Here is an 11,754-nt window from a genome sequence, read left to right as displayed (position 1 = left end):
CGAGCTCGACGTCACCGGGGTCGGCCAGCCAGTCATCGGACTCCCCGAAGCCCGCGTCCGAGTACCCCCGAACCTAACGACGGCACCCCGTGCGGGTTGCCCTCAGCCGGCCAGGCCCGCGCGCAGCCTCCGCAGACCCTCGGCGATCTCGTCGGGGGTCTGCGTCACGAAGCACAACCGCAGGGTCGCCACGTCGGGCTCGGCGGCGTGGAACGGGGCGCCCGGGACGTACGCCACGTCGTGCTCCACCACTGCGGGCAGCAGGGCCGTGGCGTCGTACCCCTCGGGCAGGCGGACCCACAGGAACATGCCGCCCTCGGGCCTCCCCCAACGGGAGCCCTCCGGCAGGGCGTCGGCGAGGCCCGCGAGCATCGCGTCGCGGCGTTCGCCGTAGACCGCGGCGACGCGCGCCACGTGGGCGTCCAGGTCGCTGTCGGCCAAGTACCGTGCGGTGGCTAGCTGGTTGACGGTCGGGGTGTGCAGGTCGGCGGCCTGCTTGGCGACCGCGCAGGCGCGGCGCAGGGCGGCGGGGGCGCGCAGCCAGCCGAGGCGCAGGCCGGGCGCCAGCACCTTGGAGAAGCTGCCGAGCAGCGCGGTGCGGTCCTCGGCCCCCGGGTACGAGGCGAGCCACGGCACCCGCTCCCCCTCGAAGCGCAGCTCGCCGTACGGGTCGTCCTCGATCAGCCACAGGCCGCGGCGGGCGGCGACCTCGGCGACGGCGGCGCGGCGGTCGGCGGGCAGGGTGCGGCCGGTGGGGTTCTGGAACGTGGGCACGGTGTAGAGCAGCTTGGGCCGCTCGCGGGCGACCAGCTCGTCCAGGGCCTCGGGGTCGATGCCGGACGCGTCGCAGGGCACGGGCACGATGCGCGCGCCCGCGAAGGCGAAGACCTGAAGTGCCGCCAGATAGCAGGGGTTCTCGACCAGGACGGTGTCGCCGGGCTCGATCAGCGCGGTCGCGAGCAGCGAGAGGGCCTGCTGCGAACCGGTGGTGACGACCAGGCCGTCCGCCTCGGTGGCGAGCCCGCGCACGGTCGTACGGGCGGCGAGTGCGGCGCGCAGCGTCGGTTCGCCCTCGGTGGTGGAGTACTGCAGGGCCCGCTCGGGCACTTCGTCGAGCACCGCGCGGTAGGCGGCGGCGATGCCCTCGCGGTCGAAGAGCCCCGGCGCGGGAAGGCCGCCCGCGAAGTTGATCACCTCGGGGCGTGCGGTGACCGCCAGGATGTCCCGTACCGGCGAACCGCCGACGGCGGTGGCGCGCGCGGCGAGCGGGGGCACGGGCGCGGTGGCGGCGGGGACTTCGGTCACGGTCACGGCGACTCCTTCGGGGCGGCTGTTCCCGCACCCTAGACAGGTAGATGGCCCCTACACCCGCTGTTTCGGCATACGGACGCCTACGATGCTGCGCACCCGGACCCGCCACGATTTCCCCCCACGAGGAGCCCCATGACGGACGGAAGCGGCTTCGCCGCCGACCCGCACTCCATAGACGGAAGCGCCCATCTCCTCACCGAGACAGCCGGGTTGCTGTATGAGGGCCGGCTCGACGCCGACCTCGGCACCCTCGCCCGCACCCCCGCCGTGCACCCCGAACTCGGCGCGAAGACCGAGCAGTTCGCCCGGCACGCGGCCGACCAGCACCAGGACCTGGTCACCCTGCTCACCGCCCTGTCCACGGCCCTGCGGACCACCGGCGGCGAGTACACCCGGGTGGACCGCGCGACCCGTGACGGCTTCAAGTCCTTCCTCGACGGTGCGGAGTTGAGCAAGTGAGCGTCACGTACTACGCGGACGTCGCGTATCTGGAGGACTGCAACCCGGCGCTGATAGAGCGGAACGCGGCCGAGTTCAAGCGGATGCGCGACCTGCTCGACTCGGTCGGCCCGGCCGTCGCCAAGGCCGGGGACACGCACTGGGTCAGCGCCTCGCGCGAGCGGTACGACGCCCGCCTCGGCGATGTGCGCACCCTGGTCGCCGGGCTCAAGGACGGCTTCGAGGCCGCCTGGAAGGCGCTCCTGCGGTACGCCGACGCCGTCGAGGAGGCGCACAAGCACCTGAACACCGGCACGGACTGCGCGGAGCGGCTCGGCAAGCTCGTCGGGGACGGCGACGGCGAGGCCATGAAGCGCTGGGAGGACCTGCGCGACTCCTCCGGCGTCGTCGACTGGGTCCAGGACCGCACCGCGCCCGGCGACGTGGACGACATCCGCGAGGAGGCGAACCGCTGGTACGAGGACGCCTCGGACGCCTTCCGGCGGGCCCGCGCCGCCGAGGAGTCGGTGCGCGACGACGCGATGAAGGACCTGGACGCGGCCCGCGCCCTGATCCCCGAGTTCCGCAGCGACCACAAGGACGCCGCCGCCCTCCTCGACCGCGTCGGCGACCTGCGCGAGGAGGCCGTGCAGGCGAGCTCAGACCCCAACACCCGCCTGCCTGGCGGCGGTTCGAAGACGGACTTCTTCCCGCGGGTCGGCCCGGACGTCACCGTCTCGCCCGCCCTGCGCCGCATCCGCGAGCTGAGCGAGTCCCTGCCCGAGGGCAAGGACACCGGCTACTGGCTGCCCGGCTCCTCGGACGAGAAGCGCCGCGAGTGGATCGACGCCAACAGCGCCGCCATCCGCGCCGCCGCGAAGGAGAACGGCCTGCCCCCGGACGTCATCGCGGGCATCGCCTGGCGTGAGGTCGACGGCGACCCGGGCGTCATCGACGATGTCACCGACACCGCCCGGCAGTTGGGCATCGGCGGCGACGCGGACCGCACGTCGATGGGCCCGATGCAGATCCAGATCCGGCGCGCCGCCGAAGTCCTCGGCTACGACCCGGCGGAGCTCACCGACGCTCAGCGCGACGAGGTCGAGTCGGCCGTCAGGGACCCGACGCAGAACGTGTTCATCGCCTCCGAGTACCTGTCACGCCTCAAGGCGGAGAGCGAGTTCGCGGACGTACCGGCGGAGCAGCTGACGGACGCCCAGTACCAGGAGCTCGCGGCCCGCTACAACGGCGGCCCGTACTGGGAGAGCGACGACGCGCAAGGGTACGGCCGCGACTTCATGCGCGACCTGGACTCGGCCCGCCGGGCGCTGTAGGTCCAAATGCTGTGGCGGACACGGGAGTTCACGCCCTAGGGTGCGGGGTCATGACCGCGCCGTACCCCTTCATCCACCACATCACCTTACTCGCGAGCGACTTCGACGCGAGCGAGCCCTTCTACACGGCGGTGCTCGCACCGCTCGGCGTCATCGCGGGGGACCGCGACCCGGGCGGCATCGAGTACTGGGAGGACGGCATCGACACCCCGTCCTTCGCCGTGGGACCGGCACAGCCGGGCGAGGACGTGACGCGCGGGGTGCACCTCGCGTTCACCGCGAAGGACCGGGCCGCCGTGGACGCCTTCTACGAGGCGGCGCTCGCGAACGGCGGCAAGGAGCGGCACGCGCCCCGGCTGTGGCCGGAGTACCGCGCCTACTGCGCCTTCGTCTCGGACCCCGACGGCAACAACATCGAGGCCGTGCACAAGGAGGTCCCGGAGGCCTGAGCCTCCGGGCTCCCGTGCGTCGCGCGCGCCCGCTCAGCGCAGGGCGCGCGCGGCCTCCACGGCCCAATAGGTGAGGATCGTGCTCGCACCGGCGCGCTTGATGCCGGTGAGGGTCTCCAGGATCGCCTTGTCCCGCTCGATCCACCCCTTCTCCGCGGCGGCCTCGACCATCGCGTACTCCCCGGAGATCTGGTACGCGGAGACCGGCACGTCGACCGACTCGGCGACCTTGGCGAGGATGTCGAGGTAGGGGCCGGCCGGCTTGACCATCACCATGTCGGCGCCCTCCTCCAGGTCGAGCGCCAACTCCCGCATGGACTCACGGACGTTGGCCGGGTCCTGCTGGTACGTCTTGCGGTCGCCCTTCAGGGACGAGCCGACGGCCTCGCGGAACGGGCCGTAGAACGCCGAGGAGTACTTCGCGGTGTACGCGAGGATCGACACGTCCTCGTGCCCGGTCTGGTCCAGGGCGTCGCGGATGACGCCGACCTGGCCGTCCATCATGCCGCTCGGGCCCACCACATGGACGCCCGCGTCGGCCTGGACCTGGGCCATCTCCGCGTACCGCTCCAGCGTCGCGTCGTTGTCGACCCGGCCGTCGGCGTCCAGGACACCGCAGTGGCCGTGGTCCGTGTACTCGTCCAGGCACAGGTCGGACATGATCACCAGGTCGTCGCCGACCTCGGCCCGCACGTCCCGGATCGCCACCTGCAGGATGCCGTCCGGGTCGGTGCCGACCGTGCCCGCGGCGTCCTTCTTGGCGTCCTCGGGCACTCCGAACAGCATGATCCCGGAGACCCCGGCCTCGACCGCCTCCACGGCGGCCTTCTTCAGCGTCTCGCGGGTGTGCTGCACGACCCCCGGCATGGCCTCGATCGGGACCGGCTGGTCGATCCCCTCGCGCACGAACGCGGGCAGGATCAGGTCGGCCGGATGCACCCGCGTCTCGGCGACCATGCGGCGCATCGCTGGCGTGGTCCGCAGCCGCCGCGGCCGCGAACCCGGAAAGGCTCCGTACTTCGTCATGCCGCCTACGCTACGCCCGCCCGGACACCCGATTTGCCGACTGCCCGTCGGACCCGGACGCCGGCCGCCGGCGCCGGGGGACGAGGGGAGCCACCCCGCATGCGCGCCCCCGCGCCCGGGGTCATCCTGGGAGAAAGGGACCTCGACGGCCTCTCTCTCATCCGCCGCACGCCGAGGCATGATTCGGCCGCACGTCGACGCATGAACCGCACGCCGGTGCCTGACCGAAGTCCGCCCCGGCCCTCCGTACGCACCACTGCGGAGGATGCGATGACCACCACCCGCCAACCGGCCCCGGCCGCGCAACCCGCCCCGGCCGCCCTCACGGAGATCCGCGGCCCCGTGCTGCGCCCCGGCGACGACGGCTACGCCGAGGAAGTCACCGGATTCAACCTCGCCGCCCTGCACACCCCCGACGTGGTCGTCGGTGCGACCTGCGCCGACGACGTCGTGGCGGCGCTGCGCTGGGCCTCGGCCACCGGCACGCCCGTCGCCGTACAGGCCACCGGGCACGGCGCCAACTTCCCCATCGACCAGGGCCTGCTGATCAGCACCGCCCGCATGACCGACGTACGCGTCGACCCGGCCGCACGCACCGCGACGGCCGCCGCCGGGGCGAAGTGGCGGCACGTCCTGGAGGCCGCGGCCCCGCACGGCCTCGCCACGCTCAACGGCTCCTCGTCGGACGCCGGCGTCGTCGGCTACACCCTCGGCGGCGGCCTGCCCGTCCTCGGCCGCGCCTACGGCTACGCGGCCGACCTGGTCCGCTCCTTCGAGCTGGCCACACCCGACGGCGCCCTGCGCGAGGTGACCGCCGCCAGCGAGCCTGAGCTGTTCTGGGCGCTGCGCGGCGGCAAGGGCAACGTGGGCGTCGTCACCTCCGTGACCTTCGGCCTGCTGCCCCTCGCGCGCGTCCTCGGCGGCGGGATCTACTGCCCCGGCGAGCACGCCGAAGCGCTCCTGAAGGCCTGGGCCGAGTGGACCGAGCAGGTCCCCGACGAGATGTGCAGCTCCTTCGGGCTGCTCCGCCTCCCGCCGATCCCGCAGATCCCCGAGCCGCTGCGCGGCGGCTTCTGGGCTCGCGTCGTCCTCGCCTGGACCGGCGAACCGGCCGCGGGCGAACGCCTGTTGGCCCCGATCCGCGCCGCCGCGCCCGTCGTGGTCGACACGGTCGAGGAGATGCCGTACGCGGCCATGGACCGCATCTACATGGACCCGCAGGACCCGCTCCCGGCGACCGAGTCGTGCGCGCTCCTGCGCGAGCTGCCGCCGGAGGCGCGCGCCGCGTTCCTCGCCCAGGTGGGCCCGAGCGCCGCCGACTGCCCGCTCCTGATGGTCGAACTGCGCCACATGGGCGGCGCGTTGGCCCGCCCCGCGCCGACCGAGGACGCGATCTGCGCCCGCGACGCCGCGTACTTCCTGGAGGCCGTCGCCGTCCTGCCGGTCCCGGAGGCCGCGGCCCCGGTCCAGGCGGCGCTCAGCTCCCTGTACGCGGCCATGGCCCCGTACGGCACCGGCCACACCATGGTCAATCTGCACGGCACCCCGCACGACCAGCCGGACCGCGCCCGCGCCTGGACCGCGGAGGTCTACGACCGCCTGCGCCACGACAAGGCCACCTACGACCCGGCCGACCTGCTGCGCTACGGGCACACGGTCACGCCCGGATAGAGCACCGGGTACGCGAAAGGGCCCCGCACCCCGGGAAGGGATGCGGGGCCCGACTCCAAGAACCCTGCTCGCGTCAGCTGGTCGCCGCGCGCCGGCGCCGTGCTCCGGGGCGGCGCTCGCTCGGCCGCGTCACGACCTCGCCGGCCTCGACGGCCGCGGCGCGACGCGCGGCGCCGAACTCGGCGAGCGCCTCGGCCAGCTTGTGCACGGACGGCTCCGGCGCCATCACGTCGACCCGCAGGCCGTGCTCCTCCGCGGTCTTCGCGGTGGCCGGGCCGATACAGGCGATCACCGTGACGTTGTGCGGCTTGCCCGCGATGCCGACGAGGTTCCGCACCGTCGACGACGACGTGAACAGCACCGCGTCGAAGCCACCGCCCTTGATGGCCTCACGGGTCTCCGCCGGCGGCGGCGAGGCGCGCACGGTCCGGTAGGCCGTGACGTCGTCGACCTCCCAGCCCAGCTCGATCAGCCCGGCCACCAGGGTCTCGGTGGCGATGTCGGCGCGCGGCAGGAACACCCGGTCGATCGGGTCGAAGACCGGGTCGTACGGCGGCCAGTCCTCCAGGAGACCGGCGGCGGACTGCTCGCCGGACGGCACCAGGTCGGGCTTCACGCCGAAGGCGATGAGCGCCTTGGCGGTCTGCTCGCCGACCGCGGCGACCTTGATCCCGGCGAAGGCACGGGCGTCGAGCCCGTACTCCTCGAACTTCTCCCGCACCGCCTTGACGGCGTTGACGGACGTGAAGGCGATCCACTCGTACCGCCCGGTGACCAGGCCCTTGACGGCCCGCTCCATCTGCTGGGGGGTACGCGGCGGCTCGACGGCGATGGTCGGCACCTCGTGCGGCACGGCGCCGTACGAGACGAGCTGGTCGGAGAGCGAGGCCGCCTGCTCCTTCGTGCGCGGCACGAGCACCTTCCAGCCGAACAGCGGCTTGGACTCGAACCACGAAAGACGGTCGCGCAGCGCGGCCGCGGAACGCTCGCCGACCACGGCTATGACGGGCTGGTGGCCCTGCGGCGAGGGCAGCACCTTGGCCTGCTTGAGGACCTGCGCGACCGTGCCGAGCGTGGCGTTCCAGGTGCGCTGGCGGGTGGTCGTGCCGGCCACGGTGACGGACATCGGGGTGTCCGGCTTGCGGCCCGCGGCGACCAGCTCGCCGGCGGCGGCGGCCACGGTCTCCAGGGTGGTGGAGACGACGACCGTGCCGTCCGATGCGCCGACCTCGGTCCAGCAGCGCTCGGAGGCGGTGCGGGCGTCCACGAACCGGACGTCCGCGCCGTGCTCGTCCCGCAGCGGCACACCGGCGTACGCGGGCACGCCCACGGCGGCGGCGATGCCGGGCACCACCTCGAAGGGGATGCCCTCGGCGACGCAGGCGAGCATCTCCTCGCCGACGCCCGCGTCCAGGCCCGGGTCGCCGCTCACGGCACGGACGACCCGCTTGCCGCCGCGTGCGGCCGCCATGACAAGATTGGCGGCATCCGCGGGGCTTGATGACTCGTCAGCCTCGGCCTGCTGCGACGTGCCCGAGAGCTCCGCGCCGGCCCGCGCATGCGCACGGACGACGTCCAGCACTTCGGGCTCGGCGACCAGCACGTCCGCGCCTGCCAGTGCCTCGACGGCGCGCAGTGTGAGCAGTCCCGGGTCGCCCGGACCGGCACCGAGGAAGGTGACGTGTCCGGGTCCGAAGGACGCCTGAGGTACAGAGGTGGTGGGGCTCAATGTGCTCGCTCCCCCATCAGACCGGCCGCACCCTTGGCCAGCATCTCGTCCGCGAGTTCGCGGCCGAGCGCTTCGGCCTGGTCTTGGGTGGTGGGTACGGGACCGGTGGTGGACAGCTGCACCAGCGAGGAGCCGTCGGTCGCACCGACGACGCCGCGCAGGCGCATTTCCTTGACAACCTGGTCGTCGGCCAGCAAGTCGGCGAGAGCTCCCACGGGTGCGGAGCAGCCGGCCTCCAGGGCGGCGAGCAGGGAACGCTCGGCGGTCACGGCGACGCGCGTCAGCGGGTCGTCGAGCTCGGCGAGGGTGGCGGCGAGTTCCGCGTTGGCCGCGGTGCACTCGATGGCCAGGGCACCCTGGCCGGGGGCGGGCAGGACGTGGTCCGGGTCGAGGAACTCGGTCACCTCGTCCGTCCTGCCGCTGCGGTTGAGCCCGGCCGCGGCAAGCACCACGGCGTCGAGCTCCCCGTTGCGTACGAACCCGATACGGGTGTCGATGTTGCCGCGGATCGGCACGGTCTCCAGGCGCAGGCCGCGGTGGCGCGCGCAGGCGTTCAGCTGCGCCATGCGGCGGGGGGAGCCGGTGCCGATGCGCACGACGCCGCCCTCGGCGGCCTCGGTGAGCTCGGCGAGGGTCATCCCGTCACGGCCGATCAGCACGTCCCGCGGGTCCTCGCGGCGCGGGATCGCCGCCAGCGCCAGGTCCTCCGGCTGGGTCGTCGGCAGGTCCTTGAGCGAGTGCACGGCGAAGTCGACGTCGCCGCGCAGCAGCGCGTCGCGCAGGGCGGTGACGAAGACGCCGGTGCCGCCGATCTGCGCGAGGTGCTCACGCGAGGTGTCGCCGTACGTGGTGATCTCGACGAGCTCGACGTCCCGTCCGGTCAACTCCCGTACGGCATCGGCGACATGGCCGGACTGCGCCATGGCGAGCTTGCTGCGGCGCGTGCCGAGCCGAAGCGCCTTCTGCGTCTTCTGGGTCTGAGTCATGCTCGCCCCCGGTTCCTTGCATCGGTGTCGTCGTTGCTGTTCGAGTCCGCCCGGGATACGGAGGCCACCGTCTGCGGGTCGAGGTCGAAGAGGGTGCGCAGCGCGTCCGCGTACTCGGCGCCGCCGGGCTCGGCCGCGAGCTGCTTGACCCGCACGGTCGGAGCGTGCAGGAGTTTGTCGACGACGCGTCGTACGGTCTGCGTCATCTCGGCCTGCTGCCGTTCGTCCAGGTCGGGCAACCGGCCGTGGAGCCGGGCCAGTTCGCTCTGCACGACGTCGGCGGCCATGGTGCGCAGGGCGACCACGGTCGGCGTGATGTGCGCGGCCCGCTGCGCGGCCCCGAAGGCGGCGACCTCGTCGGCGACGATGGTGCGCACCTGGTCCACGTCGGCGGCCATCGGCGCATCGGCGGAGGCCTCGGCGAGCGACTCGATGTCGACAAGCCGCACCCCGTCGATCCGATGCACGGCGGCGTCGATGTCCCGCGGCATGGCGAGATCAAGCAGAGCAAGCTTCACGGGGGCACCGGTCGTCTGGCGGGCCTTCGGTACCGCTGTGGGCATGCGTTCCGCCGGGGCGGAACGGGTGGGCACAGCCCCCGGTACCGGGCAGGACGAGGACGAGTCCAGCCCCGTCTCCGGGCTGTCGAGCACCGCCCCGTTACCGGCCCAAGTGCCATGCAACTCAAGGGAGTCCACGCCGGGGGCATCGACGGTCGACCCGGCGTCGGGGATACGACCATCCCGCGCAGCCGCCGCCGCAAGCCGAGCCACCAACGACCCATCCGGAGCCCGAAGGCTGGGCGCCTCGGCCCCCGAATCAGGCCGAGCCCCGGAGGCAACCGCGGCAGCGACCGCCTCACCGGTGAGGACAAGCCCCGTGGCCCCCGTGCAGGAGACGACGACGTCGACTCGTGTCAGCTCCTCGCCCACGGCGCCCATCTCCGCAACCCTCGCGGAGCAGCCCGTACCGGACTCGGAAAGAATCTCCACAAGGCGTTCGGCCCGAGCCTGCGTACGGTTCGCGACCACGATCTCGGCCACGCCGACCCGCGCGAGCGTCGCCGCGGCGAGCGACGACATCGACCCGGCGCCGATCACAAGCGCCCGCTTGCCCGCCGCCCACTCGTCCACCGGCGCCCCGTCGGCGAGCTGCTCCAGGCCGAAGGTGACCAGGGACTGCCCGGCGCGGTCGATGCCGGTCTCGGAGTGCGCGCGCTTGCCGACCCGCAGGGCCTGCTGGAAGAGGTCGTTCAGCAGTCGGCCCGCGGTGTGCAGATCCTGCGAGGTGGCCAGGGCGTCCTTGATCTGGCCGAGGATCTGCCCCTCGCCGACGACCATGGAGTCGAGCCCGCACGCCACCGAGAGCAGGTGGTGGACGGCCCGGTCCTCGTAGTGCACGTACAGATACGGAGTGAGCTCCTCCAGGCCGACGCCGCTGTGCTGGGCGAGCAGCGTGGACAGCTCGGCGACGCCCGCGTGGAACTTGTCCACGTCGGCGTAGAGCTCGATGCGGTTGCAGGTGGCGAGCACCGCGGCCTCGGTGGCGGGCTCGGCGGCGACGGTGTCGTGCAGGAGCTTGACCTGGGCGTCCGCAGGAAGCGCGGCGCGCTCCAGGACGCTGACCGGGGCGCTGCGGTGGCTGAGGCCGACGACGAGGAGACTCATGCCGGCATCACGGCGGGCACGTCCCCGTCGGGTCCCTTGCGATCGGTGTTCTCGGCGCGGGCTGCGGTCGGCGCGGCCTCCGCGGCGCTCCCGGCGGCCGTCACGTCGGCGGCCGCGGCCTCGGCGACGGCGTCCGCGACGACGGCCTCGGCACCGGCTTCCTCGCCGGCCTTGCGCTGCTCGTGGAAGGCGAGGATCTGCAGCTCGATGGAGAGGTCGACCTTGCGCACGTCGACGCCGTCCGGGACGGACAGGACGGTCGGCGCGAAGTTGAGGATCGAGGTGACGCCCGCGGCGACCAGGCGGTCGCAGACCTGCTGGGCCGCGCCCGCGGGGGTCGAGATCACGCCGATGGAGACGCCGTTGTCCGCGATGATCTTCTCGAGCTCGTCGGTGTGCTGCACGGGCATGCCCGCGACCGGCGTTCCGGCCATGTTCGGGTCGGCGTCGATCAGTGCGGCGACCCGGAAGCCACGGGACGCGAACCCGCCGTAATTGGCAAGCGCCGCGCCGAGGTTACCGATACCGACGATCACAACCGGCCAGTCCTGGGTGAGCCCCAGTTCACGGCTGATCTGGTACACGAGATACTCGACGTCGTACCCGACACCGCGGGTGCCGTACGAGCCGAGGTACGAGAAGTCCTTGCGCAGCTTCGCGGAGTTGACCCCCGCGGCGGCCGCGAGCTCCTCGGAGGAGACCGTGGGAACCGAGCGCTCCGACAGTGCGGTCAGCGCGCGAAGGTACAGCGGAAGCCTGGCGACGGTGGCCTCGGGAATCCCTCGGCTGCGGGTCGCCGGTCGGTGAGTTCGGCCAGTTGCCACGGTGCTCCTGCGGGTAGAGCGGGGCTGTAGGCGGCCAGAAGTCCCCAGACCGCCCCGTCGAATGCAGGCTATGTCTTTGTGAACGCGTGCACAAAGATGGTGTCCGTTTTGTCCGGCCAAAGTGACCGGGGTCACGCGCCAGTTGTGCGCGGAACTGGAACCAGCACGCCGCTTGCGTCGTTGAAGACCCGAAGGGGGCAAAACCGCACACACTCCTCACGATTTCTCAGCCCCCGAGACCAAATCGCCCTCGATCGTAATCGAATTTCAGACTGGCCGGTCAGTTCGCGACCCGGCTCACACCGCCCCGCGACCGCCC

At 72.8% G+C, this 11,754-nt stretch carries 10 protein-coding genes; 4 read left to right on the top strand and 6 right to left on the bottom strand.

The features are described 5' to 3' along the window. Nucleotides 1-102 precede the first annotated feature (102 nt). Complete coding sequence (locus QIS96_RS34100) at nucleotides 103-1,311, bottom strand: aminotransferase-like domain-containing protein (RefSeq protein WP_282546716.1); 1,209 nt, start codon at nucleotides 1,309-1,311, stop codon at nucleotides 103-105. A 132-nt stretch (nucleotides 1,312-1,443) separates the two neighbouring features. On the opposite strand from QIS96_RS34100, the gene QIS96_RS34095 reads away from it, so the two are divergent. The 3 genes from QIS96_RS34095 to QIS96_RS34085 are packed head-to-tail and all read left to right on the top strand — an operon-like array spanning nucleotide 1,444 to nucleotide 3,532. Beyond that, entirely contained in the window at nucleotides 1,444-1,770 is a 327-nt protein-coding gene (locus QIS96_RS34095) for a hypothetical protein (protein ID WP_282546715.1), read from the top strand. Continuing rightward, a complete protein-coding gene (locus QIS96_RS34090; RefSeq protein ID WP_282546714.1) occupies nucleotides 1,767-3,083 on the top strand; it encodes a transglycosylase SLT domain-containing protein in 1,317 nt (438 codons plus the stop codon). Before QIS96_RS34095 ends, QIS96_RS34090 begins: the two co-directional genes overlap by 4 nt. A 50-nt stretch (nucleotides 3,084-3,133) precedes the next feature. Next, nucleotides 3,134-3,532 carry a VOC family protein gene (locus tag QIS96_RS34085; RefSeq protein WP_282546713.1) on the top strand — a complete coding sequence of 133 codons (399 nt, stop codon included), beginning with the start codon at nucleotides 3,134-3,136 and terminating at the stop codon, nucleotides 3,530-3,532. 33 nt (nucleotides 3,533-3,565) lie between these two features. Here QIS96_RS34085 and hemB read toward each other — a convergent pair whose 3' ends face one another. Beyond that, nucleotides 3,566-4,558, bottom strand: coding sequence for a porphobilinogen synthase (hemB, locus tag QIS96_RS34080; RefSeq protein WP_282546712.1), 993 nt, complete (start codon nucleotides 4,556-4,558; stop codon nucleotides 3,566-3,568). 270 nt (nucleotides 4,559-4,828) lie between these two features. Here hemB and QIS96_RS34075 point away from each other — a divergent pair, with 270 nt between their 5' ends. Next, nucleotides 4,829-6,229 (top strand): FAD-binding oxidoreductase, encoded by a 1,401-nt coding sequence (locus tag QIS96_RS34075; protein WP_282546711.1) that lies wholly within the window; start codon nucleotides 4,829-4,831, stop codon nucleotides 6,227-6,229. A 73-nt stretch (nucleotides 6,230-6,302) separates the two neighbouring features. On the opposite strand, the gene QIS96_RS34070 is transcribed toward QIS96_RS34075, so the two are convergent. From QIS96_RS34070 to QIS96_RS34055, 4 genes are read right to left on the bottom strand one after another with little or no spacing between them, the layout of a single operon-like run. After that, nucleotides 6,303-7,958, bottom strand: a complete 1,656-nt coding sequence (locus tag QIS96_RS34070; RefSeq protein WP_282546710.1) for a bifunctional uroporphyrinogen-III C-methyltransferase/uroporphyrinogen-III synthase — start codon at nucleotides 7,956-7,958, stop codon at nucleotides 6,303-6,305. Further along, entirely contained in the window at nucleotides 7,955-8,944 is a 990-nt protein-coding gene (gene hemC / locus QIS96_RS34065) for a hydroxymethylbilane synthase (RefSeq protein ID WP_282546709.1), read from the bottom strand. The genes QIS96_RS34070 and hemC overlap by 4 nt, the downstream gene beginning before the upstream one ends. Next, nucleotides 8,941-10,611, bottom strand: coding sequence for a glutamyl-tRNA reductase (locus QIS96_RS34060; RefSeq protein ID WP_282546708.1), 1,671 nt, complete (start codon nucleotides 10,609-10,611; stop codon nucleotides 8,941-8,943). Before QIS96_RS34060 ends, hemC begins: the two co-directional genes overlap by 4 nt. After that, nucleotides 10,608-11,435 carry a redox-sensing transcriptional repressor Rex gene (locus tag QIS96_RS34055; RefSeq protein ID WP_282546707.1) on the bottom strand — a complete coding sequence of 276 codons (828 nt, stop codon included), beginning with the start codon at nucleotides 11,433-11,435 and terminating at the stop codon, nucleotides 10,608-10,610. The genes QIS96_RS34060 and QIS96_RS34055 overlap by 4 nt, the downstream gene beginning before the upstream one ends. Between the last annotated feature and the right edge of the window lie 319 nt (nucleotides 11,436-11,754).

The organism is Streptomyces cavernicola, from assembly GCF_029968035.1.
Lineage (GTDB): Bacteria > Actinomycetota > Actinomycetes > Streptomycetales > Streptomycetaceae > Streptomyces > Streptomyces cavernicola.
The sequence above is the reverse complement of the archived record's forward strand: the minus strand, read 5'-3'. Positions and strand labels throughout refer to the sequence as shown.